At 64.2% G+C, this 25,937-nt stretch carries 33 protein-coding genes; 13 read left to right on the forward strand and 20 right to left on the reverse strand.

Translation table 11 applies throughout. From position 1 onward, the window contains the following. Nucleotides 1–56 precede the first annotated feature (56 nt). From coaD to GRI68_RS05720, 3 genes are read right to left on the reverse strand one after another with little or no spacing between them, the layout of a single operon-like run. Nucleotides 57–581 (reverse strand): pantetheine-phosphate adenylyltransferase, encoded by a 525-nt coding sequence (gene coaD, locus GRI68_RS05710; RefSeq protein WP_160616352.1) that lies wholly within the window; start codon nucleotides 579–581, stop codon nucleotides 57–59. Then, nucleotides 581–1,495 (reverse strand): polyprenyl synthetase family protein, encoded by a 915-nt coding sequence (locus GRI68_RS05715; protein WP_160616353.1) that lies wholly within the window; start codon nucleotides 1,493–1,495, stop codon nucleotides 581–583. The genes coaD and GRI68_RS05715 overlap by 1 nt, the downstream gene beginning before the upstream one ends. Nucleotides 1,496–1,506: 11 nt before the next feature. Continuing rightward, nucleotides 1,507–1,755 (reverse strand): exodeoxyribonuclease VII small subunit, encoded by a 249-nt coding sequence (locus tag GRI68_RS05720; RefSeq protein ID WP_160616354.1) that lies wholly within the window; start codon nucleotides 1,753–1,755, stop codon nucleotides 1,507–1,509. A 64-nt stretch (nucleotides 1,756–1,819) separates the two neighbouring features. Between GRI68_RS05720 and GRI68_RS05725 the strand changes: the two genes are divergently transcribed. From GRI68_RS05725 to GRI68_RS05750, 6 genes are read left to right on the forward strand one after another with little or no spacing between them, the layout of a single operon-like run. Then, entirely contained in the window at nucleotides 1,820–2,215 is a 396-nt protein-coding gene (locus GRI68_RS05725; protein WP_160616355.1) for a DUF2177 family protein, read from the forward strand. 45 nt (nucleotides 2,216–2,260) lie between these two features. Further along, nucleotides 2,261–2,932: a hypothetical protein gene (locus GRI68_RS05730; RefSeq protein WP_160616356.1), complete on the forward strand. Its 672-nt coding sequence runs from the start codon at nucleotides 2,261–2,263 to the stop codon at nucleotides 2,930–2,932. A gap of 57 nt (nucleotides 2,933–2,989) precedes the next feature. Continuing rightward, entirely contained in the window at nucleotides 2,990–5,242 is a 2,253-nt protein-coding gene (gene purL / locus GRI68_RS05735) for a phosphoribosylformylglycinamidine synthase subunit PurL (RefSeq protein WP_160616357.1), read from the forward strand. Nucleotides 5,243–5,267: 25 nt separating this feature from the next. After that, nucleotides 5,268–5,600, forward strand: coding sequence for a DUF6122 family protein (locus GRI68_RS05740; RefSeq protein WP_160616358.1), 333 nt, complete (start codon nucleotides 5,268–5,270; stop codon nucleotides 5,598–5,600). A 1-nt stretch (nucleotide 5,601) separates the two neighbouring features. Next, entirely contained in the window at nucleotides 5,602–6,009 is a 408-nt protein-coding gene (locus GRI68_RS05745) for a DUF3052 family protein (protein WP_160616359.1), read from the forward strand. Further along, the gene (locus tag GRI68_RS05750) at nucleotides 6,006–6,692 is read left to right on the forward strand and encodes a nitroreductase family protein (protein ID WP_325063764.1); all 687 of its coding nucleotides are present in this window, start codon (nucleotides 6,006–6,008) and stop codon (nucleotides 6,690–6,692) included. Before GRI68_RS05745 ends, GRI68_RS05750 begins: the two co-directional genes overlap by 4 nt. Nucleotides 6,693–6,753: 61 nt before the next feature. On the opposite strand, the gene GRI68_RS05755 is transcribed toward GRI68_RS05750, so the two are convergent. Continuing rightward, nucleotides 6,754–7,614, reverse strand: coding sequence for a Coq4 family protein (locus tag GRI68_RS05755; RefSeq protein WP_160616361.1), 861 nt, complete (start codon nucleotides 7,612–7,614; stop codon nucleotides 6,754–6,756). Nucleotides 7,615–7,701: 87 nt separating this feature from the next. Further along, nucleotides 7,702–8,589, reverse strand: coding sequence for a phosphoserine phosphatase SerB (gene serB, locus GRI68_RS05760; protein ID WP_234028723.1), 888 nt, complete (start codon nucleotides 8,587–8,589; stop codon nucleotides 7,702–7,704). Between serB and miaA the strand changes: the two genes are divergently transcribed. Beyond that, a complete protein-coding gene (miaA, locus tag GRI68_RS05765) occupies nucleotides 8,582–9,547 on the forward strand; it encodes a tRNA (adenosine(37)-N6)-dimethylallyltransferase MiaA (RefSeq protein WP_160616363.1) in 966 nt (321 codons plus the stop codon). The genes serB and miaA overlap by 8 nt on opposite strands. Before the next feature lie 67 nt (nucleotides 9,548–9,614). Next, nucleotides 9,615–9,962: a hypothetical protein gene (locus GRI68_RS05770; protein ID WP_160616364.1), complete on the forward strand. Its 348-nt coding sequence runs from the start codon at nucleotides 9,615–9,617 to the stop codon at nucleotides 9,960–9,962. 97 nt (nucleotides 9,963–10,059) lie between these two features. Here the strand turns inward: GRI68_RS05770 and GRI68_RS05775 are convergent, their stop codons facing one another. The 3 genes from GRI68_RS05775 to GRI68_RS05785 are packed head-to-tail and all read right to left on the reverse strand — an operon-like array spanning nucleotide 10,060 to nucleotide 12,637. Then, the gene (locus GRI68_RS05775; protein WP_160616365.1) at nucleotides 10,060–10,611 is read right to left on the reverse strand and encodes a hypothetical protein; all 552 of its coding nucleotides are present in this window, start codon (nucleotides 10,609–10,611) and stop codon (nucleotides 10,060–10,062) included. Nucleotides 10,612–10,628: 17 nt separating this feature from the next. After that, nucleotides 10,629–12,254 carry a M56 family metallopeptidase gene (locus GRI68_RS05780; RefSeq protein WP_160616366.1) on the reverse strand — a complete coding sequence of 542 codons (1,626 nt, stop codon included), beginning with the start codon at nucleotides 12,252–12,254 and terminating at the stop codon, nucleotides 10,629–10,631. Then, nucleotides 12,251–12,637: a BlaI/MecI/CopY family transcriptional regulator gene (locus GRI68_RS05785; RefSeq protein ID WP_160616367.1), complete on the reverse strand. Its 387-nt coding sequence runs from the start codon at nucleotides 12,635–12,637 to the stop codon at nucleotides 12,251–12,253. Before GRI68_RS05785 ends, GRI68_RS05780 begins: the two co-directional genes overlap by 4 nt. A 144-nt stretch (nucleotides 12,638–12,781) precedes the next feature. On the opposite strand from GRI68_RS05785, the gene GRI68_RS05790 reads away from it, so the two are divergent. Then, nucleotides 12,782–13,360 carry an ATP-dependent Clp protease proteolytic subunit gene (locus tag GRI68_RS05790; protein WP_160616368.1) on the forward strand — a complete coding sequence of 193 codons (579 nt, stop codon included), beginning with the start codon at nucleotides 12,782–12,784 and terminating at the stop codon, nucleotides 13,358–13,360. On the opposite strand, the gene GRI68_RS05795 is transcribed toward GRI68_RS05790, so the two are convergent. Genes GRI68_RS05795 through GRI68_RS05805 form a run of 3 tightly spaced genes read right to left on the reverse strand, consistent with a single transcriptional unit; the run spans nucleotide 13,357 to nucleotide 14,580 of the window. Continuing rightward, nucleotides 13,357–13,662 carry a DUF1971 domain-containing protein gene (locus GRI68_RS05795; RefSeq protein WP_160616369.1) on the reverse strand — a complete coding sequence of 102 codons (306 nt, stop codon included), beginning with the start codon at nucleotides 13,660–13,662 and terminating at the stop codon, nucleotides 13,357–13,359. The two genes, GRI68_RS05790 and GRI68_RS05795, sit on opposite strands and share 4 nt — an antisense overlap. Then, a complete protein-coding gene (locus tag GRI68_RS05800; protein ID WP_160616370.1) occupies nucleotides 13,659–14,108 on the reverse strand; it encodes a hypothetical protein in 450 nt (149 codons plus the stop codon). Before GRI68_RS05800 ends, GRI68_RS05795 begins: the two co-directional genes overlap by 4 nt. Continuing rightward, nucleotides 14,101–14,580 carry a group III truncated hemoglobin gene (locus tag GRI68_RS05805; RefSeq protein ID WP_160616371.1) on the reverse strand — a complete coding sequence of 160 codons (480 nt, stop codon included), beginning with the start codon at nucleotides 14,578–14,580 and terminating at the stop codon, nucleotides 14,101–14,103. The genes GRI68_RS05800 and GRI68_RS05805 overlap by 8 nt, the downstream gene beginning before the upstream one ends. Before the next feature lie 83 nt (nucleotides 14,581–14,663). Between GRI68_RS05805 and GRI68_RS05810 the strand changes: the two genes are divergently transcribed. Further along, complete coding sequence (locus GRI68_RS05810; protein WP_160616372.1) at nucleotides 14,664–15,098, forward strand: RrF2 family transcriptional regulator; 435 nt, start codon at nucleotides 14,664–14,666, stop codon at nucleotides 15,096–15,098. Nucleotides 15,099–15,107: 9 nt separating this feature from the next. Here the strand turns inward: GRI68_RS05810 and GRI68_RS05815 are convergent, their stop codons facing one another. From GRI68_RS05815 to sdhC, 5 genes are all read right to left on the reverse strand, one after another. After that, the gene (locus tag GRI68_RS05815; RefSeq protein ID WP_160616373.1) at nucleotides 15,108–15,836 is read right to left on the reverse strand and encodes a hypothetical protein; all 729 of its coding nucleotides are present in this window, start codon (nucleotides 15,834–15,836) and stop codon (nucleotides 15,108–15,110) included. Next, a complete protein-coding gene (locus tag GRI68_RS05820; protein WP_325063765.1) occupies nucleotides 15,836–16,567 on the reverse strand; it encodes a glycoside hydrolase in 732 nt (243 codons plus the stop codon). Before GRI68_RS05820 ends, GRI68_RS05815 begins: the two co-directional genes overlap by 1 nt. Before the next feature lie 148 nt (nucleotides 16,568–16,715). After that, nucleotides 16,716–18,557 (reverse strand): succinate dehydrogenase flavoprotein subunit, encoded by a 1,842-nt coding sequence (gene sdhA, locus GRI68_RS05825; protein WP_160616374.1) that lies wholly within the window; start codon nucleotides 18,555–18,557, stop codon nucleotides 16,716–16,718. After that, nucleotides 18,557–18,958: a succinate dehydrogenase, hydrophobic membrane anchor protein gene (gene sdhD / locus GRI68_RS05830; RefSeq protein ID WP_160616375.1), complete on the reverse strand. Its 402-nt coding sequence runs from the start codon at nucleotides 18,956–18,958 to the stop codon at nucleotides 18,557–18,559. Before sdhD ends, sdhA begins: the two co-directional genes overlap by 1 nt. Continuing rightward, nucleotides 18,958–19,350, reverse strand: coding sequence for a succinate dehydrogenase, cytochrome b556 subunit (sdhC, locus tag GRI68_RS05835; protein WP_160616376.1), 393 nt, complete (start codon nucleotides 19,348–19,350; stop codon nucleotides 18,958–18,960). Before sdhC ends, sdhD begins: the two co-directional genes overlap by 1 nt. Nucleotides 19,351–19,496: 146 nt before the next feature. Between sdhC and GRI68_RS05840 the strand changes: the two genes are divergently transcribed. Genes GRI68_RS05840 through GRI68_RS05850 form a run of 3 tightly spaced genes read left to right on the forward strand, consistent with a single transcriptional unit; the run spans nucleotide 19,497 to nucleotide 21,714 of the window. Then, nucleotides 19,497–20,207, forward strand: coding sequence for an SDR family NAD(P)-dependent oxidoreductase (locus GRI68_RS05840; protein WP_160616377.1), 711 nt, complete (start codon nucleotides 19,497–19,499; stop codon nucleotides 20,205–20,207). Next, nucleotides 20,204–20,815 (forward strand): DUF6151 family protein, encoded by a 612-nt coding sequence (locus tag GRI68_RS05845; RefSeq protein WP_160616378.1) that lies wholly within the window; start codon nucleotides 20,204–20,206, stop codon nucleotides 20,813–20,815. The genes GRI68_RS05840 and GRI68_RS05845 overlap by 4 nt, the downstream gene beginning before the upstream one ends. Beyond that, on the forward strand, nucleotides 20,812–21,714 hold the full coding sequence (locus GRI68_RS05850) for a 50S ribosomal protein L11 methyltransferase (protein WP_160616379.1): 903 nt from the start codon (nucleotides 20,812–20,814) through the stop codon (nucleotides 21,712–21,714). The genes GRI68_RS05845 and GRI68_RS05850 overlap by 4 nt, the downstream gene beginning before the upstream one ends. A 7-nt stretch (nucleotides 21,715–21,721) precedes the next feature. On the opposite strand, the gene bla is transcribed toward GRI68_RS05850, so the two are convergent. The 4 genes from bla to GRI68_RS05870 are packed head-to-tail and all read right to left on the reverse strand — an operon-like array spanning nucleotide 21,722 to nucleotide 25,902. Beyond that, on the reverse strand, nucleotides 21,722–22,810 hold the full coding sequence (gene bla, locus GRI68_RS05855) for a class A beta-lactamase (protein WP_160616380.1): 1,089 nt from the start codon (nucleotides 22,808–22,810) through the stop codon (nucleotides 21,722–21,724). A gap of 45 nt (nucleotides 22,811–22,855) precedes the next feature. Further along, nucleotides 22,856–23,386 carry a DUF7010 family protein gene (locus GRI68_RS05860; RefSeq protein WP_160616381.1) on the reverse strand — a complete coding sequence of 177 codons (531 nt, stop codon included), beginning with the start codon at nucleotides 23,384–23,386 and terminating at the stop codon, nucleotides 22,856–22,858. 13 nt (nucleotides 23,387–23,399) lie between these two features. Next, the gene (gene ligA / locus GRI68_RS05865) at nucleotides 23,400–25,532 is read right to left on the reverse strand and encodes an NAD-dependent DNA ligase LigA (protein WP_160616382.1); all 2,133 of its coding nucleotides are present in this window, start codon (nucleotides 25,530–25,532) and stop codon (nucleotides 23,400–23,402) included. After that, nucleotides 25,525–25,902, reverse strand: a complete 378-nt coding sequence (locus tag GRI68_RS05870; protein WP_160616383.1) for a DUF7674 family protein — start codon at nucleotides 25,900–25,902, stop codon at nucleotides 25,525–25,527. Before GRI68_RS05870 ends, ligA begins: the two co-directional genes overlap by 8 nt. Between the last annotated feature and the right edge of the window lie 35 nt (nucleotides 25,903–25,937).

Consider the following 25,937-nt stretch of genomic DNA (forward strand, 5'->3'; position numbering starts at 1 on the left):
CCTTACCCGCCCTTCGCTTGCAGGGCAATGAACGGTGTGGATGACGCCGCTGGCCGTCAGTAATCGCCCAGCTGACCGATATCGGCCACCTTGGCCAGCACATCGGCCTTCACAGCCTCGCTGACGAACGGGGTGATATCGCCGCCGAACAGGGCGATTTCCTTGACCAGCTTGGAGGCGATCGGTTGCAGCGAGACATCGGCCATCAGGAACACCGTCTCGATTTCCTCGTCGATCTGCTGGTTCATGCCGGCCATCTGGTATTCGTACTCGAAATCCGCCACCGCCCGCAGACCGCGGATGATCATCGAGGCGTTCATCTTGTTGGCAAACTTCATCAGCAGTGCGTTGAAGCCGACCACCTCGATGTTTTCGAGCCCCATTGCCGCCACTTCGCGCTCGACCATCGCGATGCGCTCGTCGGGCGAGAACATCGGATTCTTCGAAGGATTGGTGGTGACGCCCAGGATCAGCCGATCGACCAGCTTGCTGCCGCGCCGGATAATATCCGCATGGCCGAGGGTGATGGGATCGAACGTCCCGGGATAGATGCCGATGCGTTCTTGCTCGCTGGCGCTCATTACCGGTCCCTTTCCACGATATACCGCGCGATAGCGCGGAGCAGGTCGGCTTCATCGCCATAGCTCGACAGGTGCGCAATCGCCTGGTCGACCAGCATGCGAGCCTGTTCGCGGGCGCGTTCGGGGCCGAGCAGCGAGAGGAAGGTGGCCTTGCCCGCGTCCGCGTCTTTCCTCAGCGCCTTGCCGGCCAGTTCTTCGTCGCCTTCGATGTCGAGCAAGTCGTCGGCGATCTGGAAAGCTAGGCCGATGTCGCGAGCATAGCCATGCAGATGCGTGCGGCCTTCGGGGGCCACGCGACCCAGGATTGCGCCGAGCTCCACCGATGCGCCGAGCAAGGCGCCGGTTTTCAGTTGTTGCAGTCGGGTGATGGTCGGAAGGTCGAAGTCCTCGCTCTCTTCCTCGGCCACCATATCCATGATCTGGCCGCCGGCCATGCCCTCATGTCCGCTCGCCTTGGCCAGCGCGGCGACCAGTTCGGCGCGGGTGAAGGGATCGCCGGTCATGTTCGGGCTCGAAAGGATTTCGAACGCCAACGCATGAAGCGAATCCCCCGCCAGCACCGCGGTCGCTTCGTCGAAGGCCTTGTGCAGGGTCGGTTTCCCATGGCGCAGGGCATCGTCATCCATGCACGGCAGATCGTCGTGGATCAGAGAATAGACATGGATCGCCTCGACCGCGATCCCGGCACGCAAGGCGGTGGCGCGCGGCACCTGAAACAGTTTCGCGGTAGCGGAAACGAGCAACGGACGCAGACGCTTGCCCCCGCCGATCGCGGCATAGCGCATCGCTTCGACCAGTCGTGCGCGCTGATCGTCGGGCACGGGCAGGAACCCGTCGAAGCCTCTGTCGACATCGCTCTGAATCTCTTCGAGCGCGTCTTTCAGCAGGGTGTCGTTGGCGGCCGCGGCGTGCATCGGGGGGCGGATCAATTCGCGTCCAGCGGCACGGTGCCCGAGGCGCGGCCCTGCGCATCGGTGACGATCTTGTCGATCCGGGCCTGCGCCGAATCGAGCCGTTTCTGGCAATGCGCGCGCAATTTCTCGCCTCGCTCATACAGCGTGATCGATTCGTCGAGCGGCACTTCGCCGCCCTCGAGTTTGCGCACCACGTCTTCGAGCGCGCGCAGCGCGTCCTCGAAGCTCATTGCGGAAATGTCGGTTTTGTCCTCTGCCATCGCGCGGCAGCATTGACGGGGCGCGGGTGGCGGGTCAAGCATGCGCGCGACAGGGGAGTACAGGATGAAGTGGATTGTCGCCTATCTTGGCTGCGCGCTCGCCTTCGGCGTTCTCGACGCGCTGTGGCTGCGCTGGGCCGGCCCAAATTTCTACCGTCCCCGTCTCGGCGACATTCTGGCCGAGAGTTTCCATGCCGCGCCCGCCATCGCGTTCTACCTGATCTACATCGCCGGGATGGTGTGGTTCGCGGTGCATCCCGGCATGGTCGACGGAATTGGCGCGGCAGCGCTGAACGGCGCGCTTCTGGGAGCGCTGGCCTATGCGACCTACGATCTCACCAGCCAGGCCGTGCTCAAGCAGTGGTCGACCACTGTGACCGTCGCCGATATCGCATGGGGCGCGTTCGCGACGGCAGTCGCCGCTGCGGCCGGGACCTGGGCGGTGGAGAAATTTGCCTGACCGCGCATCAGGTCGGGTCATCACATGCAATCTTCAGGGGGATAGATGTTTATAGGACACTGGGCGCCAGCACTCGCGGCGGCCGCATCGACGAAAAAGGCACCCAAGCTCGGCACGTTGTTCGTGGCCGCGCAGCTGGTCGACTGGGCGTTCTTTACGCTCGCGCTGGTGGGAATCGAAAAGATGCGGATCGACCCTGCGGCAAGCAAGATGGTCCCGTTCGACCTCTATCACATGCCGATCACCCATAGCCTGCTGGGCACGGCCGGGTTCGCCGCAGTATTCGGACTGATCGTGCTGTTGCTGAGTCGCAATGCGACAGGCGCGGTGATCGCCGCGCTGGTCGTGCTCTCGCACTGGTTCGTGGACTGGCTGGTCCACGTGCCCGATCTCACCATGGCAGGCGGCGATCACAAGCTCGGCCTCGGCCTGTGGAACCATCCGGCGATCGCGATCACGCTCGAACTGGGCATCACCGCCCTCGCCTTCTGGTGGTACGTCCGCAGCACCAAGGGGCCGCTGGTGCCGCCGATCGTCCTCGCAGTGGTGCTGCTCGTCTTCCAGCTCTACAACTGGTTCGGCCCGCAACCGGTGATTGCCGAACCGCAGCTCTATATCACCGCTCTGGTGTCCTACGCGATCGCGACCTTGCTCGCGGCATGGGTCGGCTCGACCCGCTGGCACCGCAGCCAGGTGGGGCTCGGCGTTTCGAGCTAGGGGAATTTTCGTTGCGGAGAGATGACAGGCGGCAACCCTTGGACTAAGGCGCGGCGCATGCCGAAAACCTCCGATACGATCACCCCTGAAACCGTCGAACAGCACGGACTTTCGCCCGAAGAATACGAGCGCGTGCTCAATGCGCTGGGCCGCGAACCCAATCTCGTAGAGCTGGGCATCTTCTCGGTCATGTGGTCCGAGCATTGCTCGTATAAAAGCTCGCGCCTGCACCTGAAGAAGCTGCCGACCGAGGCCGAATGGGTCATCTGCGGCCCGGGCGAGAATGCCGGCGTGATCGATATCGGCGGCGGACAGGCGGCGATCTTCAAGATGGAGTCGCACAACCACCCCAGTTACATCGAGCCATATCAGGGTGCGGCGACCGGCGTGGGCGGGATCCTGCGCGACGTTTTCACGATGGGCGCGCGCCCCGTGGCCAACGCCAATGCGCTGCGCTTCGGACGGCCCGATCATCCCATGATGAAGCACCTGGTGCAGGGCGTGGTCGCGGGCATCGGCGGGTATGGTAATTGCGTCGGCGTGCCGACCGTCGCCGGCGAGACCAATTTCAACCCGGCCTATGACGGCAACATCCTCGTCAACGCGATGACGGTGGGCGTCGCAGATGCCGACAAGATCTTCTATTCCGCTGCCACCGGCGTGGGCAATCCGATCGTCTATGTCGGGTCGAAGACCGGGCGCGACGGCATCCACGGCGCGACCATGGCGAGCGCGGATTTCGAGGAAGATGCCGAGGCCAAGCGCCCCACCGTGCAGGTCGGCGATCCGTTCACCGAGAAGCTGCTGATCGAAGCCTGCCTCGAACTGATGGCGACCGACGCGATCGTCGCGATCCAGGATATGGGCGCCGCGGGCCTGACCTCCTCCAGCGTCGAAATGGCGACAAACGGCAAGGCCGGCATCCGGCTCGACATGGACATGGTGCCGTGCCGCGAAGAAGGCATGACGCCCTACGAAATGATGCTGAGCGAGAGCCAGGAGCGAATGCTCATGGTCCTCAAGCCCGGCAAGGAAGAGATGGCGGCGGCGATCTTCGAGAAGTGGGAGCTCGATTTCGCGGTGATCGGCGAAGTCACCGATACGCAGCACATGGTGCTGGAGTTCGGCGGCGACGTCGTCTGCGACATTCCGCTTGGGCCCCTGGCGGCCGATGCGCCCGAATACGACCGGCCCTATCTCAGCCGCGAGGAATATACCGAATGGGCCGGGATCGAGCCGATGGCCGCCCGCCCCGATTCGGCCGATCCGGGCAAGGACCTGCTCGAAATGCTCGCCTCGCCCAATTGCGCCTCGCGCCGCTGGATCGCCGAGCAGTATGACAGCCAGGTCGGCGCCGATACGCTGCAGACCGGTGGCGATGCGGGCGTCGTCCGCGTCCATGGCACCAAGAAGGCGCTGGCGATCAGCACCGATTGCACCCCGCGCTATGTCCATGCCGATCCCTATGAAGGCGGCAAGCAGGCAATTGCCGAGGCCTGGCGCAATCTGTGTGCGGTCGGCGCGCGCCCGCTGGCGGTGACCAATTGCCTCAACTTCGCCAATCCGCAGCGGCCCGAAATCATGGCCCAGTTCGTCCACGCCCTCGAAGGCATGGGCGATGCCTGCCGCGCGCTCGATTTCCCGATCGTGTCGGGCAATGTCTCGCTTTACAATGAAAGCAAGGCGACCGGCGGCGGCTCGGCCATCCTGCCGACTCCCGCGATCGGCGGGGTCGGGTTGATCGACGATTACGCCGGCATGATGACGATGCCGTTCAAGAACGAAGGCGATGCGATCTACATGCTGGCGCCGGAATTCTGGTCGCGCCCCGATCCCACCCGTTCGCATCTCGGCAAATCGCTGTGGCTCTCGATCGTGCATGGCCGCGACGAAGGTCGCGCGCCGCCGGTCGATCTGGCCGCCGAACGCGGTGCGGGCCAGATCGTGCGCCGCCTGATCGAGGAAGGCGTGGTCAACGCCGTGCACGACGTATCGGATGGCGGTCTCGCCCTCGCCCTGGCTGAAATGGCGCTCGCAGGGGGCGTCGGTGCCGAGGTGCAGCGCAACGACAAGTACACGAAGGCGCAGTGGTGGTTCGGCGAGGACCAGGCCCGCTATGTCGTGACCGTGCCCGCCGACAAGGCCGACGCGTTCAACGCGCTGGTTGCCGAAGGGCCGGAGAGCACCGAAGCGGAAATGATCGGCTTCCACCGTGTGGGTACGGTCGGCGGCGACAGCCTGCTCGGCGCCGCGCTCGACGATATGCGCGAAGCCCACCAGAGCTTCTTCCGCGACTGGATGGAGCGCTGATCCTCCGCATTGCGGGGAGGATCGCATGGTCTATCTCCAGCCCCTGATCCACTATGCGGGCCATTTCCTCGCGCCCTTCGCGATTGCGTGGGTGCTGTGGCGCGAGCGGTGGAAATCGGCCGGGCTGGTGATGCTGGCGGCGAATTTGATCGACCTCGATCACCTGCTGGCCACGCCCATCTTCGATCCTGACCGCTGCAGCATCGGCTTTCACCCGCTGCATGGCTGGGAAGCGGCGCTGGTCTACGCTGCGCTGCTGCTGATCCCGCGCTGGTGGGCGCGGGCATTCGGTGTGGGCGCCTTGTGGCATCTCGCCGTCGATGGCATCGATTGCGGTATGCAAATCTGGACAGTGTGAAATGACGGCAGGATATTCCGATACGCCCTTGGCGAAAAAGCTCAATTTGCGTGACGGGCAGACTTGCTGGTTCGACGGCATGCCCGAAAGCGTGCAGGACGAAATCGGCGAATACGCGCTCGAACTGCATTTCGTGGGTGAGCCGTGCGAAGGCCTCGATGCAGCGCATGTGTTCGTCACGACCGCCGACGCATTGCAGCGTCAACTCGAAACCTTGCGCGGTGTGCTCGCACCCGATGGGCAGGTCTGGGTCAGTTGGCCCAAGGCGGGATCGGGTGTCGCGTCCGAAATCAACGAACACGACGTGCGCACCGCAGGCCTGGCGCTCGGCTTCGTCGATACCAAGACATGCGCGGTCGACGAGGTGTGGTCCGCCGTAAAATTCGCGATCCGCAAGGACTTGCGGTGAGCGAAACGCACCACCCCTTCCCCGCCCTGCCGGATCTCTCCGATGATGAGCGGGTCGCGCGCGCCAAGGCTGCGTTCGAACGCCTCAAGACCCGCCATTCCTGCCGCGCCTTTGCCGATACGCCGGTGCCGCGCGCCGTCATCGAAAACGCGATTGCTGCAGCCGGTACCGCGCCCAACGGGGCCAATCACCAGCCCTGGCATTTCGTCGCGGTGTCGTCGCCCGAGACGAAGCGCGCGATCCGCGAAGCGGCGGAGGCCGAGGAACGGCGCTTCTATGGCGAGGACGGCGATGCGCCCAAGGCCAGCGAAGCATGGCTCGACGCGCTCGATCCGATCGGGACCGATGCGAGCAAGCCCTTCCTCGAAACCGCGCCGTGGCTGATCGTCTGCTTCGCCCAGCGCAAGGGCGGGATGGACGAGGATGGGACGACGCAGAACTACTACGTCAGTGAAAGCGTCGGCATCGCCTGCGGGATGATGATCGCGACGCTGCACGAAGCAGGTCTCGCCACGCTGACGCACACGCCCTCGCCGATGGGATTTCTACGCGAAATCTGCGGGCGGCCGGAATGGGAAAAGCCGCTGATGATCGTGGTTGTGGGACACCCCGCATCCGATGCGACAGTCCCCGGGCATGCGCAGAAGAAGAAGCCGCTGACGCAGATCGCCAGCTGGCTTTGAGGGTGGTTTCCGGGGTAGGTACCGCAAGCCTTCGACGGATGTCGAAGGCACAACCAGCAATCTACGCCACCGCGCTTTCGCCGGTGATCATGATATACGGATCCACCCCGTCGCTGCGCCACAGACGGTGGCATTCGTCGTAGACGGTCGGGCCGGTCGGGATGCGGAGCATGGCGCGGGCCTCGTCGAGCGGCATGGCAAGCAGGTCGCGGATCGAAATATCGGTGACGCGCGGCGCGCCCTTGCCCATTTGCTGCGCCTCGCGCACAGCCTTGAGCACCGGGGCTTTGACCCGCGTGACCTTGGGCGCAACACGCTTGATCTGAAGCGCCCCGAGATAGGCGATGAAGAGATTGCCGAGCCCGCCATTCTGGCCGTGGGTGAACGCCAGCACGCATTGTTCACCGAGCGCATCGCGGCCGTAACCGGTCAGAACATGCAGCAAATCGTGCGTGTCGCGGCGGCGCGAAGCGTACCATTCGATCAGATCGCCGTATTTGGGACGATCGCCGAAGAACCGGTTGTGCTCCTCGACCAGGCCCGCAGCGGTCAGGCCCTCGCGCTCCATGAAGTCGCAATAGGCATGCGCAACCGTGCCTGCGGGCAGTTGGCGCAGTGTATCGTGGTCGTCGAGGATCGCGGGCAGATAGTCTTCGGTCGCGCGAAGATGTTCGCCCTGCTCGCTCAGCGTCAGTTCGCGCGCCATCGGCACGAAGTCCCGGCTCGGCAGCGATTCGAAGATGTGGAAGACCTGGCTCGTATCCTCCTTGTCGCGCACAAGCGCACGGAAATGATTGAACGCCTTGATCGGGCGCATCCGCGGCTTTTCGCGATCCGGGTGGCGGAACAGCGTGCCGTCGCGCGCAGTCTCTGCGGCGTCGGCCCGGGCTACGAGCGGGGGAAGCTGGCTTTGGTCGGTCATGGCATTCGCTCTTACTTACACTAATGTAAATATAATCCAAAAGCCGATCGGTTCCAAGCCCCTACCGCAAACGTCTCGTGAAAAGCGCTATTCGCCAGCCACCCACTCGCGTTCGGGAATGCCGAGCAGCTTGAGCATGGCCGTCAGATCGCCGCGCTCGATCCAGCCATCGGCCTGCTCGCGCGCGGTCGGCTTGGCGCGATAGGCCATGCCGTAGGCCGCCGCCTGCAGCATCGGCACATCGTTCGCGCCGTCACCCATCGCCAGCGTGACCGCATTGTCTCCGATGTGTTCGCTTTCCTCGGCAAGCGTGCGCGCCTTGGTACCCGAATCGCTGATCGCTCCGACCAGGTCGCCGGTCAAACGGCCCTCGTCCGTGGCGAGCCGATTGCCGACCACCCGTTCGAAGCCGATCATGTCCCCGACCGGATCGGCGAACTGGTGGAATCCGCCGGTCACCAGCACGCTGCGACAGCCCTTTGCCGCAAGCGTCGCCACCAGCACGCGGGCGCCGGGCGACGGGGCGATCCGTTCAGTGAGGCATTGCGCAATCGCGTCTTCCGACAAGCCTTGGAGCAGCGCAACCCGCTCGCGCAACGCGCTTTCGAATTCGAGTTCGCCGCGCATCGCGCGCTCGGTGATCGCGGCAACCTTGTCCTTCAAACCGGCGAAATCGGCGAGTTCGTCGATACATTCCTGCCCGATCATGGTCGAATCCATGTCCGACACGAACAGGCGCGGTACCTCGATCGGATTGTCCGACACCAGCAGGTCGCACGGTCCGAATTGCGCATCGAGCACGCGGCGCAGGTCCGCCGCCTTGCCGTGCGGCAGGTCTATCTGGAGCACTTCGCCGCAATGTTCGAGCATCCGGGCGTCGGCCACCGGCATGTCGCACGCCGCGAGAGCGGACAGCGCGCTTTCGAGACTTGCTTCGAGCGTGGCAGGTTCTGCTATCAGGCGGGCGATGAGCAAGGACGAAACTCCCGGAGGCGTGGAACGGAGCGGTGACAAGCCACCGCTCGCACTCATCGCAGGACCGACCGCCAGCGGCAAGACCGGGCTGAGCATCGCCCTGGCCAAAGTCCTCGATGATCGCGGCCATCCTGGCGTGGTGATCAATGCTGACAGCGCGCAGGTCTATGCCGATCTCGCGGTCCTCAGCGCCCGCCCGAGCGAGGCGGAGATGGACGGCGTGCCGCACCGGCTGTTCGGCGCGTGGGACGGAGCCAATCCCTGCTCCGCCGCGGAATGGGCGGCGGCGGCGAAGCGCGAGATCGAGAACGCGCATATCGCGGACCAGGTGCCGATCCTCGTCGGCGGGACGGGTCTCTACATGCGCACGCTGCTCGACGGCATCGCTCCTGTTCCTGCCATTGAACCCGCGATCCGGGAAAAGGTGCGCGCCCTGCCCCAGGCAGACGCCCGGGTCGCGCTCGAACACGAAGATTCCGACGCTGCGGCCCGCATCGCCCCCGCCGATCGCACGCGAACGATGCGCGCGCTCGAAGTCGTGCGATCGACCGGCAGGACGCTGTCGCAATGGCAGGAGCGCAAGGAAGGCGGCATCGGACACAACGTTTCGCTCCATCCGGTGGTCCTCCTGCCCGATCGCGAATGGCTCTACGAACGTTGCGACCGGCGCTTTGACGCAATGCTGGAGGATGGCGCGATTGCGGAGGTCGAGGTCCTGCTCGCCCGCGATCTCGATCCCGATTTGCCGGTCATGCGCGCCATCGGCGTGCCCGAGATCGCTGCCATGCTGCGCGGCGATGCCACGCGCGAGGAAACGGTTGCCGCCGGGGCCCTCGCCACCCGTCGTTATGCCAAGCGGCAGTACACCTGGTTTCGCCATCAGCCGCCCGCGCATTGGCCGCGTTGTGCCGATCTGCCCGATGTCGAAGCATGGGCCGATCGGATCCGCGCGGGGTGATGCTTTTGCTGGACAGAGCGGCAGAGACACGGCAGTTCTCGCCCTTCCAAACGGGAGGGAAACACCAATGAAATTTATGCTGTCGCTGGCCGCGATACCTGCAGCCGCACTTGCCGTCGTGGCCTGCTCGCAAGAAGCCGAGCCTGCCCCCGAACCCGCGGCGGAACCGACCGAAACAGGTACTGAATTGACGCCCGAGACGGTGACCGACGCCGATTGTGGCGCAGACAAGCTGCAGGACTACAAGGGCCAGATGCTGACCGACAAGATGTTCAGCGAGATCCTCGAGGATTATCCGCTCGCGCGCGCCTATCCACAGGGAGGCTCACCCGCGCTCGACCAGAACTTCAACGGCGAGCGCGTCAATCTGGTAACCGACGACTACCGCAATATCCTTGAGGTTCGCTGCTTCTAGAACGGAAAAAGGGCGGATGCGCTGGAGTCGCACCCGCCCTTTATGAGGGTGACTTCGCGGTGGGGACCGGGTCGAAGTCGCTACGCGAATACGCCCCTCAATCCTGTTCGGCTCTTTTCGCTTCGAGTTCGGCGATCCGCGCATCGAGCGCGGCGAGTGCGCGCCCCTTTTGGGAATCGTCGATCCCGTCATCGTCGGCAACGGTGGCGCGCGCCTTGCGCAGCGCCTTGAGCGCGGAGCCGCGTCCTGCTTCGCTGCACACACGCAGCGAAACCTGCCCCGTCGTCTCCTTTTCGCAGACCATTTCCTTCTTGCTGAAGACGACCATCTCGCGCTCGTCCAACCGGGCCTGGGCGATCGCCTTCAGTTCTTCCTCGGAAAGGTCCGCTCCTTCGCCCATCGTCACGATGCGAATGTCGGCCTTCCCCACATCGTCGATCTCGCGCGAAATCCGGACATCGCTGTCGTCATCGCGGAGCCTCACGACGCGGATCTCGCGGCGCTGAGTAGTCGGGCGTTCACTATCGACCGAAACCCGCGTTTCGACCGTCACGTCCTCATCGGATTCGATCGTCTGCGCGGCGGCAGGGAGTGCGACAAGACAGGCAAGGCTTGCAGCGGCGGAGATACGGGTCGTGCGTTTGGACATGGAGAACTCCTGCAAGATCAATCCTTTGCGGCGTCGTCGATCGCGGCGAGTGCTTGCTTGCGCTCGCGCGCGCTCAGCGTGCGATCGGCGGCGATTGCGCGGCGGGCGGTAGCAAGCGCATCGCGCTTGAAATCGCCGTAATCGACACCATTGGCACCATCGCAATCGATGCTCTGGCCATTCACCACACACGTCGTCCGGATGCCGCTCGCATTCAGTTCGCGTTGAACCTCCACGGCGATCCGAGGCAGTTCGTTCTCGACAGCCTCGATCACGATCCGCTCGCTGCGTGTGGCCGATTCCCGTGCACTAGCGCTTGCGGAAATGCTGCGGCTCGCCGCGCGAGCGGCCTGGGCGGCCAGGCGATCGGCATTCTCGGTCTGGGTCTTCACCAATTGCGCGATCTCACGATCGAGCCGGGCATGAATTTCAGCCTCGGCCATCCCGGTCGACGCAAGCTTTTCGGCCAAGCGCTCGATCCGGTCGGCACGGCGCTCGATCTCGGCTTCGATCCGGTCCTGTCGTGCTTCATCCAGGTCGCTTCGGCGTTCGACCGCCTCGAGCGCCCTCTCCTCGGCCAGTTCGGCGCTCGCTTCTGCGAGCTCGTCTGCCTGCTCGTCGATGTCGATATCGGGGCTCACGTCCACGTCGGGATCGACATCGACCATTGCCAGCGGCTCGGCATCGCGCTGAGTTTCCGTGAAGCTTGGCGCGGCATAGGTAATGCTCGCGGTCAGCGGCAGGCCCAGCAGCCCGGCGACGAGCGCGGCGCGGCCGGCGATCCGGCGGCGGGCGGAGATATCGGCCATGCTCAGGCTCCTCAATCGCTGGATGATGCTCTTTTCTCCGAGCACCGGGCAAGCCATCGGCGCGGCCAGCCCCAGATCGGGACCGGCGGAGAAGCGCGCGATACACTCGGCATAGGCAGCGCGCGTCGCATCGTCGGCAGCAGCGACCACGCGCGCGTCGCAGGCGGCTTCCTGGTCGCGGCGCATTGCGCGCCATCCCAGCAAGCCGAGCGGATTGAACCAGTGGAGCGCGAACAGCGGCTGGATCGCGAAATTGGCGATCAGATCGCCGCGATCGTGGTGCGCCATCTCATGCGCGATCGCGAGCCTGCGGGTTTCCGGATCGCTATCGGCGAGAAAACCTTGCGGAACCGCGATCACCTTGTCGATCGCACCGAACGCCAGTGGTGAGGCAGTGGCGGGGGTTTCGACGATCCTCACCTTGCCGACGACGAGCTTTTCGTCCGCTTGGGCCAGCAACTGGCCGCGCATGCGGAAATAGTCGGCAAAGCGCCATGCGAGCGTCACCGCCGCGCCGGTCAGCCACACGCCAAAGCCGAGCGCGAGCCACAGCCATGCCGTATCGGCTGCGACCGGCTGGACCTGCGCCTGCTCCTGCGCATTCATCAGCAGCACGGGATCGATCGCGATCGCCTGCGTCGGCGCGATGGCGACGGTGGGGGCGAACATGGCCGGCAGTTCGATCGGCGGCAGCAGCAGACGGACGAACGGAATGAGCCACAGTGCATAGGCGGCCTGCGCACCGAAATGCGCCGCGACCGGGCGGCGAAGCAGGAGGACCAGCGCGATCAAGGCACCTGTCCAAATCAGCGTATCGAGCATCCAGTCGATCATCCCTTGATCTCCTTCAGCAGCTTTTCGATTTCGGCAATATCGTCGGGCGTCAGCGCTTCGGCCTCGGCAAGATGGGCGACCAGCGGCGCGGCACGGCCGCCGAACAGGCGATCGACCAGTCGGCGCGATTCGCGGGTGCTGTAGTCGCCGCGCTCGAGCAGCGGGCGATAGAGGAAGCGACGCCCGTCGGGCTCGGTTGCGAGCGCGTTCTTGGCGACGAGGCGCGAGAGCAGCGTCTTGACCGTGGCGATCGACCAGTCGCGCTGCTCGCAGACCTCGTCGCAGACTTCGGCAGCGGTGCGCGGGGCCTTGTCCCACAGCACTTCCATCACCGCATATTCGGCTTCGCTGATCCGTTCGCCGGTTTCGTTTTTGGAGGACATCCCTCTCTCCTTCGCCTTCCCGATTCGTCTACAGGTGTAAGCAGCGTAATTACACTTGTAAACAGACGAATGAACGACTGGGCTCCACCAAAGGCGCGGAACATGCGCGCGGGCCACCTGTTGCCAGACAAACAGGAGAGTAGCGTGGCGCAGAAAAACCAGCCCGATCAGGACACCCGCAACGAAGTGCTCACTTCGCCCCAGCTCAGGCTGGTCGGCGCGGTGGACGAGGCCATGTACGCCGAATTCCGCAACCAGCTCGCCGCCGCGCCGACCGACGGTCCGCTGACGATCGCGATCACCACGCTGGGCGGCAACCCCGAGATCGCACGTGCCATGGCGGCCGATATCCGGTTGATTTCGGAAACGGGGCGCACGCTCTATTTCCTAGGCAAGGCGGCGGTCTATTCGGCCGGGGCGACCTTCATGGCCGGTTTTCCGATCAAGCACCGCTTCATGACCGAAGGCGCGAGCCTGTTGCTTCATGAGCGCCAGATCACCCGCACGATCAACCTGTCCGGCCCGCTGCGCAGCTGCACTGCCCAGCTGAAAGCCGCACTCAACGAGATCGAGCATTCGATCACGATCGAAGAAGAGGGCTTTCGCGAGATCGTCGACGGCTCGGACGTCGCATTCGAGGAATTGCGCGATAAGGCGCCCGACAATTGGTACATCACCTGCGACGAGGCCGCCGAACGCAAGCTGATCGCGGGGGTGATCTAGGAAGCTGGCTCCATCCCCTCGCCCGGCAGTTTCTCGCGCTGGAAATCGAGCTGCAATTCGAATGGCCCGGCAACGATAAGATGATGCGGTCGCTTGGGCGGAATCATGACCGTTTCGCCGGGCTCTAATTCCCGCTCACCCCCTTCGCCATCGTCCCACACCAGCGTGATCCGTCCCGATAACAGGGCGAGCCTTCCCCAGGTGCCGTCCTTCAGGCGGTGCTCGCGACGCAGCCCTTCGGGTAGACTCTCACGATCGAACCGGCCGAGCGACCAGTAGGTGACAAGCTCGGGCGTAGTCATGCCGATACCAGCGCAATCGTCGCCACCCCGATCCCGAAACCTGCGACCGCGAGCGGGACGACGAGGATCTGCGCATATACCGAGATGGCGTTCATCGGGCCGGTCCAGGTCTGCAACGGCTCTCCGCGTTCGAGCGGCGACGTCTCTTCGCGCCCCGCCTGCCCTGCCCCGATGCTGGCAACGCCGAAATAGATCGTGGTGTAGAGCGCCGAGACGACAATCGCGAACAGCGCCTTCCCGCTTCCTCCGGTTGCAACGGCCAGCGCGGTGAAAAACACCGCGTAGCAAGCGAACATCGTGTGCCAGACTCGGGACGGAAGCTGGTAGCCGGGATTTCCGAACGCAACCGGGGGCACGGCAGCGGGCGTGACCAATGCATCGAGAGCATGGATCTCGCTGGCAGACACGTCGCTGTCATCGATCTCGAAAGAGAGGTCTTCAAGCATGGGGGAGGTCCTTTCCGGCGTTGGAACCCGACAGGCCGTCGCGGCGGACCGCGATTCCGGTCAGCAGGCTATCAGCAATCGAACGTGCGCGCGCGGCGACCAGCGAGGTGCCCTCAGGGTCACGCTCTAGCGTGCGCAGCGTGTCGTAGAAGAGCGCGAGCCACCGGGAAAAATGGCGTTGCCCGAGCCCGGGAATGGCCATGTGCTTCTGCATCGGGTTGCCCGAAAATTCGCCGCTGTTGAACAGGATCGAGCGCCAGAATCCTTTCATGCGCGCCAGGTGAGCGGGCCAGTCCTCGATCCGTTCGGCAAAGATCGGGCCGAGCAGATCGTCGTCCCTTACGACTCCGTAGAATGTCTCGACCATATGATCGACGAAGGCTTCGTCGACGCCGAGCGATGCGGCATGCGCGCGCTTGGCCTCGCGCGCCTGTCGTACCTCGCTGCGGGTTCTCTCACGGATTGGGGACATGGATCGCTCCGACTCGATAACAGGTATTTGATATACCTAATATGCCTCTTGCGGCAAAAAGCAATATTCAATATACCTGTTTTATGCAGCTCAATCTCCGAACCGATTATGCCCTGCGCATGATGATGGCCCTGGCCGCCAGCGAGGATACGCTCTCGATCGACTGGATTGCCGAACACTACGGCATTTCGCGCAACCATCTGGCCAAGGTGGCGCAGGATTTGGCGGCTGCCGGTTTCATCGAGACACAGCGGGGTCGTGGTGGCGGATTGCGGCTTGCCCGCCCGCCAGCGCAGATCAATGTTGGTGCAGTGGTCCGCACGCTCGAGCATTTCGATGGATTCGTCGCCTGCATGGGCGGCAAGGCCGATTGCGTTATCGACGGCGTTTGCGGCCTAAAGCCCGCCCTCGCCGGCGCGCTCGAGGCCTTCCTTGCCCATCTCGACCGCCACACGCTCGCCGACATCGTCGCCGATCGCCACGCCGTGCTCCGTCGCCTCGCCGCCAACGCGGCGTGATGTAAACCGCTATTCTTCGATGTTGTTTAGGTTCGCTGGCGCAAGCAGCGCCGCCCGTGTGGCCAGCGTCACGTAGATCAGAACGATCGTCCCTGGTATCGCAAGGAATGTCGAACCGGTCGCATCGATCGCGACGATGACGACGCCCAACAACGCAATCGCTCCGAAAATACCGGTCACGATATGGCTCCGCAATTTCCTGTCGGCGTCCCAACGGTCGAGCCTGACCGGCAAGGTACCGAAGCCGATGAGGAGCGTCAGGCCGAAGAGCGTGCAAAGGAGGGCTAGGATCGCATAGCCGATCGTCTGCGCGGCCAGAGGAATGGCGATCGTATCGGCGCAATGGGGAAACACACCGCGACGCATATCGATATAAAAACTGAAGCCGTAGCCAAACCAGGCCATGAAAAGACCGAGATATCCCAGCCCGAAGAACGCCGGCTTATTGGCAGGCGCCTTCTTGCCGAAGACACTCGACAAGACCGAGATCGTCACAGCGATCAGTGCCAATGCAAGTCCTGCCTGCATGAATTCGTGCCGCGGCGTATCGAAGCGCGCCATTGCTTCGTACCAGCCCTCGATCACGCCATTGGCATCGCAGGCGTTGCGGCGCAGCTCCATCGCAGCGTCGATATCGGTGTAGAACGGGTAGGTCGCACCCCATGCGATCAGCGCGACACCGATAATGGGAAGTGCCGCGAGGAAGCGCACGAACGTCACATCCGACCTAAGCCGCATCAGCAAACCTCGGCGGTATTCTCGGGGATCGGGCCGGGCGGTACGCGTGCGTCGCTCATGTAGAACGGATCCGATTCGACCCGGTGGTTATCGCCATAGACCTCCGCCAGCACGGCGTAGAGCCGCGGGTCGTAGGCACGCAGATCGTCGTGGTTCAGAACGCGGGTGCCGTCCATCACGGCGAGCCGGTTCGAATTGAACCAGAATTGTGTGCCCTCGGCAAAATACTCCTCGACGGTGGTGGTCGCGTATTCCTGGTACCACAACCGGTCGGCCAGTGCCGCTTTGTAGGCGGCATCGATCCGGGCCGCGAGCGCGGGGTCGGTGCCCCGGATCGCGTCATGGATCGCATGGGCGAATTCGTGGACGAGGATGGTCTCGCCCCAATAGCGCGACGAGCGTCGGCCCAGCACGTCTTCTTCCGCCGCCACCGCCCGTTTTCCGCCCAGCCCCCTCACCCGCGCATTCCAGTAGTCGCGATCGGACAGCAGCCCGATCCGCGCCTCGTAATGCTTGCGCTCGCACCGCGTCAGCCGGGGATCATCGGGCGCAGGTTTCTTCCAGCCCCGATACTCGGGAAGGTCGGTAATAGCCTCGTCTTCGGCCATGATCGCAACGCGATAATCGTTCGCGGCGAGCCATTCGGCCAGTTCGGGACGATACGCGAGTATCGATGCCATCATATCGCGCGCGGCAAACAGCGTTTCATCGGACACGCGATCGGACGACACGACAGGGATTCCGGCTGCCGGGACATAGCGGGTATAGAACGGATCGGCGTTCAGGCTTTCGGGCGGCGCCTCGGCAGTCGAGGCGCCACACGAACAGGCCGCCAGAGAAAGCGACGCCAGGCAAAGGCGCAGCCTCCCCTTCAAACGATCAATATACCCGCTTCTTCGGCTCGATATATTTCACGTCGTCGGTCAGCGTGAACTCGTGGACGGGGCGATAACCGATATTCACGGCGCCGCCCTTGCCGCCCCAACCGTCGAAGGTCGCGATGGTGTGCTTCATCCAGTTGGCGTCGTCGCGATCGGGATAGTCCTCGTGCGCGTGGGCGCCGCGGCTTTCCTTGCGGTTTTCCGCGCTCGCGATCGTCACATTGGCTTGCGCCATGAGATTGTCGAGTTCGAGCGTTTCGACGAGGTCGCTGTTCCAGATCAGCGAGCGGTCGGAGACGTGGATGTCTTCCATCCGTTTGTTCACCGCCTTCAACTGCTCGACGCCTTCGCTGAGCGTCTCGCTGTTGCGGAACACCGCGCAGTGCGACTGCATCGACTTCTGCATTTCCTCGCGCACACGCGCAGTCGGCGAGCCACCATCGGCATAGCGGAAGTGATCGAGGCGCGTGAGCGCGAGATCGGCGCTGTCCTTGGGCAGTTCGGCCTGCGAGCCGCCGCTCTTGCAGGTTTCCTTGAGGCGGAAGCCGGTCGCGCGGCCGAACACCACGAGGTCGATCAGCGAGTTCGAGCCGAGGCGATTCGCCCCGTGGACCGAGACGCACGCCGCCTCGCCCACCGCGAACAGGCCGGGGACGATCTTTTCCGGATCGTTCGGGTCGCCCGCCATGACTTCGCCGTGGAAGTTACAGGGGATGCCGCCCATGTTGTAATGGACCGTCGGGGTGACCGGCAGTGGCTGGCGCGTCAGGTCGACACCGGCGAAGATCTTGCCGCTTTCGGTGATACCCGGAAGGCGTTCGGCGAGGATCGCGGGATCGATGTGGTCGAGATGGAGATAGATGTGATCTCCCTCTGCGCCCACGCCGCGGCCTTCGCGCATCTCGAGCGCCATCGAACGCGACACGACGTCGCGCGAGGCGAGGTCCTTGGCCGAGGGAGCATAGCGTTCCATGAAACGCTCGCCCTCGGAATTGGTCAGGTAGCCGCCCTCGCCGCGCGCACCTTCGGTGATGAGCACGCCCGCGCCGTAAATGCCGGTCGGGTGGAACTGGACGAATTCCATGTCCTGCAGCGGCAGGCCGGCGCGCAGCACCATGCCGCCGCCATCGCCGGTGCAGGTGTGGGCCGAGGTCGCGGTGTAATAGCACCGGCCATAACCGCCGGTCGCCAGCACCACGCCCTGCGAGCGGAAGCGATGGATGGTGCCGTCATCGAGGCACATCGCGATCACGCCGACGCATTCCTTGCCGTTCGGCCCGTCCTTCATGATCAGGTCGATGGCGAAATATTCGATGAAGAAATCGGCGTCGTACTTCAGGCTCTGCTGGTAGAGCGCGTGGAGCATGGCGTGCCCCGTACGGTCCGCCGCGGCGCAGGTGCGCTGCACGGGCGGGCCTTCGCCCATATTCTGCATGTGGCCGCCGAACGGGCGCTGGTAGATCGTACCGTCCGCGTTGCGGCTGAACGGCACACCAGCGTGTTCGAGTTCGTAGACCGCCTGCGGCGCTTCGCGCACCATGTATTCGATCGCGTCTTGGTCGCCGAGCCAGTCGGAGCCCTTGACCGTATCGTACATGTGCCACGACCAGTGGTCGGGCGTGTTGTTGCCGAGGCTGGCGGCGATCCCGCCTTGCGCCGCAACGGTATGCGAGCGGGTGGGGAAGACTTTCGAGATATTCGCCGTCTTCAGGCCGGATTCGGCGGCCCCCATGGTGGCGCGCAGGCCCGATCCGCCCGCGCCGACGACGACGACGTCATAGGTGTGGTCGATGATCGGATAGGCGCGACCGCCGATTTCGAAGGTACTGGCTGCGGCCATCAGGCGGCTCCTGCGAAGACGATGCGGGCGATGCTCAGCAGGCCGAAGGCGCCGCCGGCGAAAGCCGCGATATTGAGAAGGGCATTGAGGGCGAAACGGTTGCCCGCGGAGTCGACATAATCTTCGGCCAGGACCTGCAGGCCCAGCCGCGCGTGCCAGAACACCGAGATGATCAGCAGCGCCAGCGCCAGCGCGGTCAGCGGCGAGGCGACCCAGCTGGCGAAAGTGGCGTAGCCGTAATCGGGCAGCATCAGGAAGCTGATCACGAGGAACAGCACCGCCACCAGATTGCCGATCGCGGTGAAGCGCTGCAGCAGCCAGTGATGGGTGCCGTGATGGGCCGAGCCGAGGCCGCGCGCGCGGCCGATCGGGGTTTCGTGCGAGGTGATGTCCTGCGCCATCAGAATGCTCCCTGCTTGGCCAGCACGACCGCCCAGAAGGCGATCGTCAGCACCACGCCGAGCACGTTGGCAGCGATCGCCCAGGTGCGGTTGGTGTCGAGTTCGTACCCGGCGCCGATATCCAGCACGAAGTGCCGCAGGCCCGAGCAAACGTGATTGAAGAACGCCCAGGTCAGGCCAACCAGCACGATATAGCCGATCGGACTCGTCGCTACCGATGCGAAGGTTTCGTACGCCTGCGGTCCGCTGGCGAGCGCGCCGAGCCACCACAGCAGCACGGGCAGGCCGACGAGCGCCATCCCGTCCCCGCTGACGCGGTGGAGGATCGAGGTCAGCATATGCGGACCCCATTTCCAGATTTGCAGGTGCGGTGAGAGGGGTCTTTCGGCCATGGGTTTTCCTGTCGGACGATGTCTTGTGCCGTCCCTTAACGGAATGAGACGGTGAGGCAAGGTGTGCGTGCCGCCCGACCCGCCGCCGCGCGGCATTTTTGCGCAGGTGATGACGAAACCGGGCGGCGGCGCTAGAGCCCCTCCCCATGACCACCATTGTTCTCACCGGCTCCTCTCGCGGGATCGGCGCGGCGGCGCGCACCGCTCTCGAAGCGCGCGGCTGCACCGTCATCGGCCACGGCTCGAAAGCCCACGACGCGCACACCATCGGCGCCGATCTGTGCGACCCGCAGGCTCCGCAGACGCTGTGGAACGAGGCGCTGCGCCGCGCCGGCGGCACGATCGACGTGCTGATCAACAATGCAGGCCTGTTCGATCCCAATCCGCTCGACGGATCGGACATCGAATGGCTCGACAGCTGGGAAGACACGCTGCGGATCAACCTGACCGCCGCAGCCCAGCTCTCGCGCTATGCGGTGCAGCACTGGCAGGAGCGCAAGGCACCCGGGCGGCTCATCCATGTCGCCAGCCGCGCGGGCCATCGCGGGGATAGCCCGGCGCACTGGCATTATGCTGCAGCCAAGGGCGGAATGCTCGCCATGCACAAGACCATTGCGCGGGCCTATGCCGGCGAAAACATCCTCAGCTACGCGATCACGCCGGGCTTCACCGATACCGCGATGGCGGGCGATTACCTAGAGAGTCGCGGGGGGCCCGGCCTGCTGGCCGACATTCCGCTGGGCCGCGTCGCCGAGCCCGAGGAAATCGCCGCCATCATCGCCTTCTGCGCGCTCGACGCCCCGCCCTCGCTCACCGGCGCCACGCTCGATGCGAATGGCGCGAGCTATGTGAGGTGAGCGGCAATCTCGCCTTCGCCTGCCGGTGCGGGGCGGTGCGCGGCGCGATCCTCGACCCCGGCCCTCACGAAGGCGACAGGCTTGTGTGCCATTGCACCGATTGCCAGGCCTTCGCGCGCTATTGCGATGCCGAGGATTACGTCCTCGACGAACATGGCGGCACCGATCTTTACCAGTCGCGCTGCGCCAGCGTGCGGCTCGACAGCGGCGCACAAGCGCTGGCCTGCGTCCACCTGACCGACAAGCCGACTTTGCGCTGGTATTGCAGCCAATGCCGCACGCCGCTGTTCAACAGCTTCGCGAGTGCGAAAGTGCCGTACATCACCACCCAGCTCGCCAATTGCGCCGACGATCGACGCGACATGGTCGGCCCGGTGCGCGGGCACCTGTTCGTCGAACATGCGCGCGGCGAGCCCAATTCCGGCAATGCGGCCATGCTTCCGATTATGCTCAGAGTGATCAAACGGATCGCAAAGGATTATCTCTCGGGCGCGCGCCGACGTACGGCGCTGTTCGACAAGGACACATTGCAGCCGGTGGCCGTTCCCCATCGCCTGAGCGAGGCCGAACGTGCAGCGCTCGACACCAAACAGGAAAGCGCATCATGAGCAGCTGGAAACTCACCGCATTCGGTCGCAAGCCGGTCATCGAAGCTGCCCTCGCCCGGCAGGACGAGACGCTCGACTGGGATCACGAGATCGTGCTCACCGGGTTCGAAATTGCCGAGGACAAGCCCGACGACTGGCGGCTGGATGCCTATCTGCCGCGCAAGCCCCGCAACGCCGATCGCGCCGCGATTGCCGCACTGTTCGATGGCAAGGCGCCAGACTTCGCCGAAGAAAAGCTGCCCGAAGCCGACTGGCTGACAGAAAGCCAGCGCGGGCTCGATCCGATCCGCGCCGGGCGCTTCCATATCCACACGCCCGACCATGCGCCCGATCCGGATGCGGTCAATTTCGAGATCCCTGCCGCGCAGGCTTTCGGCACAGGCCATCACAATACCACCGCCGGATGCCTCGCCATGCTCGACGCGATCAAGCGCAGCGGGCTGATTGCGCGCGACGTCGCCGATATCGGCACCGGCACCGGATTGCTTGCCTTCGCCGCCCGCGCATTGTGGCCGCGTGCCCGCTTCACCGCGACCGATATCGATCCGGTGTGCCTCGGCGTGATCGAGGACAATGCGGCGATGAACGCGATCCCGCTTGGCGCAATGCCCGGCGACGTGATGCCGATCATCGCGCCGGGTACCGACGATGCCGCGATCCAGGTCCGCGCGCCGTACGATCTGCTGATCGCCAATATTCTTGCCCGCCCGCTGATCGATCTTGCCCCCGATTTCGCGGACATCACCGCGCCGGGGGCCAGCGTGCTGCTGGCCGGATTGCTCGAAACGCAGGAAGCTGCCGTGCGCCGCGCCTATCGCCGCCAGGGCTTCCGCCTTGCCGCGCGGTTGGTCGATGGCGACTGGTCGATCCTGTGGCTGCGCAAGCGCGCGGGCATGTAACCGAGCGCTATTGCGCGGTCGCGTCGTGGTATTCTGCCACCGCGCCGACGACCTCGTGCATCATCGCCATCCGGTCGGGCACCCTCTCCTCGGTCCGCGCGATCATCACGACCACTGCATAGCGCCGCCCATCGGGCGCCGTCAGGATGCCGATATCGTTGTAGCCGGTCTGTTCGTGGACCAGCGCCTGCCCGGTCCCGGTCTTGTGCGCGATCCGCCAATCGGGGGGCAACCCGCCCTTCAAGCGGTTCGGGCCGCTGCGCGTTTCGGCCAGCGTATCCAGCAGCAGTGCGGTGCTGTCCTTCGACAGCAACTCGCCCTTCGCCAATCGCGTCAGCGCCGCCGCGATCGCAACCGGTGCGGCGCCGTCGATCGGATCGGCGAGATAGCCCTCATAGGCCGCGCGCCGATCGGCATCGGGCACTTGATCGCGCGCGTCGTAAAAGGCGCGCCCCAGCGAATAACTCGGGCGCCATTGCAGCCCGGCGGTCGCGCTCTGCTTGGTCCGCTCGTCGGTGCCGAAACGGATGCTCGAAAGGCCGAGCCTGTTGAGCGTGGCCTGCACCGCATCTGGCCCGCCCACGCGTCGCAGGATGATATCGTTGGCAGTGTTGTCGCTGCGCGTCAGCGCGCGTTGCATCAAGTCGCGATATTCGGTGGTCACAGAACCGCTCGCGAGCACTTCGTCACGGATCGGCTGATGAAAAAGGGTGAGGTCCTCGAGCGTGACCACGCGCGCTTCGTCGAGCGAGAGTTTGCCCGCATCCACCTGCCGCAGCGCAGTGAGCGAGACCCACAATTTGCTGACGCTCTGCTGCGGAAACAGTTCGAGCCCGCGATATTGCATCGTCCGATCGCCTTCGACCGGACGCACCGCGATCCCCACCTGCCCGGCAAAGCGCGAGCCGATTTCACTCAGCTGGCGATCGAGCGTGGCTTCCTCTGGCGTCGGTAATTCGGGTTCGACCAGCGCCTCGGCCTCCTCGGCCACCGGATCGGGCGCCGGCGCGGACAGCCGCGGCACCACGATCACGGCAAGCGCGACCAGGCCGAGGACGGGAAACAATATGGCGATGAAACGAAGAGCGAGCGACACATTGTGTTCAACGGTGCGCGACGGCAAAGTTCCAAGGTGCGGACATCAACCTCGCGCGCGGATCGCCAGGAACACGCCGAAAATCAGCTCGGTCGCCGCCACGCCGAAGGCCACCATGTCGCTCGGGATCACTTCCGGAAAGATCGCAAAGCACCCGATGGCGGTGACGATCGCGGCCAGCAGCCAGTAGATTTTCAAACCGTACGCAGTGCGAAATGCGAAGTAGTGCGTGCCCACCGCGGCGGCGGCGATCGGAATGACCCAGTCGGGGCGATAATCGAGGAACAGCCAGGCGGCGGCCAGCATGGCGATCATGGCGATCGTGCCTTCGAGCACCAGGCGCCCCATCGGGTTTTCAGCGCTTTCGCCGGGACGTTTCAGGATGCCGCGCGCGATCAGCAAGCCTACCGGAAAGATGAACATCCCTCCGAAGAATAGCACGGTAAACGCGGTTCCGACCCCGGCCTGCCGTTCGGTGATCGCGGTTGCCAGCCACACGCAGCCCGAAACGATCACGCCCAACGCGCCGTCCAGATAGCCCCGCCGGATCTCGGCCTGTGCGTCTTCGATCTGCATTGCGTCTTCCCCCTCAACTGGCTGCAGCGACAATTTCCGCCCAGCCTGCCTCGTCGATCACTTCGATTCCCAGTTCTGCCGCCTTCTTCAGCTTGCTGCCCGCGCCCGGCCCGGCGACGAGCAGGTCGGTCTTCGCGCTGACCGACCCGGAGGCCTTGGCACCCAGTCGTTCGGCCTGGGCCTTGGCCTCGTCGCGGCTCATGGTTTCGAGCTTGCCGGTGAAGACGACCGTCTTGCCCGAGACGGGGGATTCCTTTGTCTCAAACTCCATGGGAGGAAGAACTATCTCCCCCTTTCTATCAGTCGTTCCAATAAGATCTTCCCATACCTCAACATTGTGAGGTTCATGAAAAAAATCACATAGAGCCTCGACTACCGCAGGACCGATCCCGTCGATTGACAAGATATCTTCTTTGGCACTTTCATCGCCAAAATTCACACGGTCAACCGCAGAACGAAGCTCAAGCATCGTCCCGAAATGTTTCAGAAGATCGCGTGCGGTAACTGTTCCAATGTGTCGAATACCAAGGCCGAATAGGGCTCGGTCCGGGCTCACTCCTTGGCGCTGGCCCACATCCATCACGACGAGCGGATCCCCAAGACTAAGCTCGGGCGAGCGTTTAGCCTCGATGCTCTTGAGAAGGTTCGCGACAGACGTCTCCTTCCACCCGTCGAGCGCGAGGATATCTTCGCGGCGGTCCTTCAGGCGGAAGATATCGGCCGGGCTTTCGAGCCAGCCCTTGGCGAAGAACTGGTCGATCGTCTTCTCGCCCAGCCCGTCGATATCGAGCGCGGCGCGGCTGACGAAATGTTTCAGTCTTTCCGTGCGTTGCGCCGGACAGATGAGACCGCCTGTGCAGCGCACATCGACCTCTCCCTCCTCGCTCACCGCCTCGCTGCCGCATTCGGGGCAATGATCGGGAAACACGAACGGATCGCGCTTCGCGTCGGGAGTGAGGTTCTCGACCACCTGCGGGATCACATCGCCTGCACGCTGGACCAGCACGCGGTCGCCCAGACGCACGCCGAGCCGGGCGATCTCGTCGCGATTGTGGAGCGTCACGTTGGTCACCGTGACCCCGCCCACCAGCACCGGCGCAAGGCGGCCCACGGGCGTCAGCTTGCCGGTGCGCCCGACCTGGATATCGATGCTCTCCAGCGTGGTCTCGGCGCGTTCGGCGGGGAATTTGCGCGCGATTGCCCAGCGTGGCGCCTTGGCGACGAAGCCCAGCCGCTGCTGGAAATCGAGCCGGTCGACCTTGTAGACCACGCCGTCGATTTCATACGGCAGATCAGGGCGTTGCTCGGCAATATTCGCATAATGCGCGAACATCTCTTCGATCATCTCGCATCGGGTGAACAGCGGCGAAACCGGCACACCCCATGCCTCGATCTGGCGCACTACCTCGACCTGCGTCTCACCCGGCACGTCGGATGCCGCGCCCCAGCCATGCGCCCAGAACCGCAAAGGGCGCTGGGCGGTTACGCTGGCGTCCTTCTGGCGCAGCGATCCGGCGGCGGCGTTGCGCGGATTGGCAAACGTCTTGGTCCCCGCCTCCTCGGCCTTTGCATTCAGTTCGGCAAAGGCGGCGCGCTCCATATAGACCTCGCCGCGGATCTCAAAGACGTCGGGCGCACCTTCGGGAAGCTGCTGCGGGATATCGGCGATGTGCGCGACATTGGGCGTCACGTCCTCGCCAACCTGCCCGTCACCGCGCGTGGCGGCGCGAACCAGCTTGCCCTGCTCATAGCGGAGCGACAGCGAGAGCCCGTCGATCTTGTCCTCGGCGGTGAAGGCGATCGGCTCGTCCTCGCCCAGGCTCAGGAACCGCCGCACCCGCGCGACGAATTCCTTCACCTCCTCATCGTCGAACGCATTGTCGAGGCTCATCATCCGCACCTCGTGCGCCACCTTCGACAGCGGCGAGGCGGCGATCTGATGCCCGACATTCTTCGACGGGGAATCGTCGCGGACGAGCTGCGGAAACGCCTCCTCCAGTTGCGCGTTACGCCGCACCAGCGCATCGTATTCCTGGTCGGTGATCTTCGGCGCGTCCTCGGCATGGTAGAGCCGATCGTGTTTTGCGATCTGCCGGGCCAGCCGCATCAACTCGTTTGCGGCCTCGGCTTCGGTGAGTTCAGTCATGGCGTAATGCCGCAGCGTCGCCATGATCCCAAAACCGGATCAACTTGTCCCACCACTTCCGACTTTCGGGACCTAAGTAGCGATGCGCACATTCAAATCTCATCACACCTTTCATGTATCCTTGGACAGCTTCAAGCAAACCGACTGTCGCGGCTTCCTGAACGTATTCATCGCCCTCAACATGAAGCTTCTCAACCAACTCAAATGCGGCTCTGCAGGAATCCTCATCCTTGTTCTTCATGCGAGTGACAATTTCGTCAGCAATGCTTCCCATTAGAATATAGTAAGGCAGACCGCTCGCGCTTGGTTCGGACGGTTGCCGATATTCAGCGATAAACTGGTCAGTCAGTGCTTCGAAACGCTCGTCCACACTCCGCACAGCGTCGGAAAAGTTGCCTTTGGTAA

It is taken from the genome of Alteriqipengyuania halimionae, assembly GCF_009827575.1.
GTDB classification, from domain to species: Bacteria; Pseudomonadota; Alphaproteobacteria; order Sphingomonadales; family Sphingomonadaceae; genus Alteriqipengyuania_A; species Alteriqipengyuania_A halimionae.

Excerpts from the sequence above, each read along its gene's own strand:
- coaD (WP_160616352.1), bottom strand. The coding sequence starts at position 581 with ATGAGCGCCAGCGAGCAAGAACGCATCGGCATCTATCCCGGGACGTTC.
- GRI68_RS05715 (WP_160616353.1), bottom strand. The coding sequence starts at position 1,495 with ATGCACGCCGCGGCCGCCAACGACACCCTGCTGAAAGACGCGCTCGAA.
- GRI68_RS05720 (WP_160616354.1), bottom strand. The coding sequence starts at position 1,755 with ATGGCAGAGGACAAAACCGACATTTCCGCAATGAGCTTCGAGGACGCG.
- GRI68_RS05725 (WP_160616355.1), top strand. The coding sequence starts at position 1,820 with ATGAAGTGGATTGTCGCCTATCTTGGCTGCGCGCTCGCCTTCGGCGTT.
- GRI68_RS05730 (WP_160616356.1), top strand. The coding sequence starts at position 2,261 with ATGTTTATAGGACACTGGGCGCCAGCACTCGCGGCGGCCGCATCGACG.
- purL (WP_160616357.1), top strand. The coding sequence starts at position 2,990 with ATGCCGAAAACCTCCGATACGATCACCCCTGAAACCGTCGAACAGCAC.
- GRI68_RS05740 (WP_160616358.1), top strand. The coding sequence starts at position 5,268 with ATGGTCTATCTCCAGCCCCTGATCCACTATGCGGGCCATTTCCTCGCG.
- GRI68_RS05745 (WP_160616359.1), top strand. The coding sequence starts at position 5,602 with ATGACGGCAGGATATTCCGATACGCCCTTGGCGAAAAAGCTCAATTTG.
- GRI68_RS05755 (WP_160616361.1), bottom strand. The coding sequence starts at position 7,614 with ATGACCGACCAAAGCCAGCTTCCCCCGCTCGTAGCCCGGGCCGACGCC.
- miaA (WP_160616363.1), top strand. The coding sequence starts at position 8,582 with ATGAGCAAGGACGAAACTCCCGGAGGCGTGGAACGGAGCGGTGACAAG.
- GRI68_RS05770 (WP_160616364.1), top strand. The coding sequence starts at position 9,615 with ATGAAATTTATGCTGTCGCTGGCCGCGATACCTGCAGCCGCACTTGCC.
- GRI68_RS05775 (WP_160616365.1), bottom strand. The coding sequence starts at position 10,611 with ATGTCCAAACGCACGACCCGTATCTCCGCCGCTGCAAGCCTTGCCTGT.
- GRI68_RS05780 (WP_160616366.1), bottom strand. The coding sequence starts at position 12,254 with ATGATCGACTGGATGCTCGATACGCTGATTTGGACAGGTGCCTTGATC.
- GRI68_RS05785 (WP_160616367.1), bottom strand. The coding sequence starts at position 12,637 with ATGTCCTCCAAAAACGAAACCGGCGAACGGATCAGCGAAGCCGAATAT.
- GRI68_RS05795 (WP_160616369.1), bottom strand. The coding sequence starts at position 13,662 with ATGACTACGCCCGAGCTTGTCACCTACTGGTCGCTCGGCCGGTTCGAT.
- GRI68_RS05800 (WP_160616370.1), bottom strand. The coding sequence starts at position 14,108 with ATGCTTGAAGACCTCTCTTTCGAGATCGATGACAGCGACGTGTCTGCC.
- GRI68_RS05805 (WP_160616371.1), bottom strand. The coding sequence starts at position 14,580 with ATGTCCCCAATCCGTGAGAGAACCCGCAGCGAGGTACGACAGGCGCGC.
- GRI68_RS05810 (WP_160616372.1), top strand. The coding sequence starts at position 14,664 with ATGCAGCTCAATCTCCGAACCGATTATGCCCTGCGCATGATGATGGCC.
- GRI68_RS05815 (WP_160616373.1), bottom strand. The coding sequence starts at position 15,836 with ATGCGGCTTAGGTCGGATGTGACGTTCGTGCGCTTCCTCGCGGCACTT.
- sdhA (WP_160616374.1), bottom strand. The coding sequence starts at position 18,557 with ATGGCCGCAGCCAGTACCTTCGAAATCGGCGGTCGCGCCTATCCGATC.
- sdhD (WP_160616375.1), bottom strand. The coding sequence starts at position 18,958 with ATGGCGCAGGACATCACCTCGCACGAAACCCCGATCGGCCGCGCGCGC.
- sdhC (WP_160616376.1), bottom strand. The coding sequence starts at position 19,350 with ATGGCCGAAAGACCCCTCTCACCGCACCTGCAAATCTGGAAATGGGGT.
- GRI68_RS05840 (WP_160616377.1), top strand. The coding sequence starts at position 19,497 with ATGACCACCATTGTTCTCACCGGCTCCTCTCGCGGGATCGGCGCGGCG.
- GRI68_RS05850 (WP_160616379.1), top strand. The coding sequence starts at position 20,812 with ATGAGCAGCTGGAAACTCACCGCATTCGGTCGCAAGCCGGTCATCGAA.
- GRI68_RS05860 (WP_160616381.1), bottom strand. The coding sequence starts at position 23,386 with ATGCAGATCGAAGACGCACAGGCCGAGATCCGGCGGGGCTATCTGGAC.
- ligA (WP_160616382.1), bottom strand. The coding sequence starts at position 25,532 with ATGACTGAACTCACCGAAGCCGAGGCCGCAAACGAGTTGATGCGGCTG.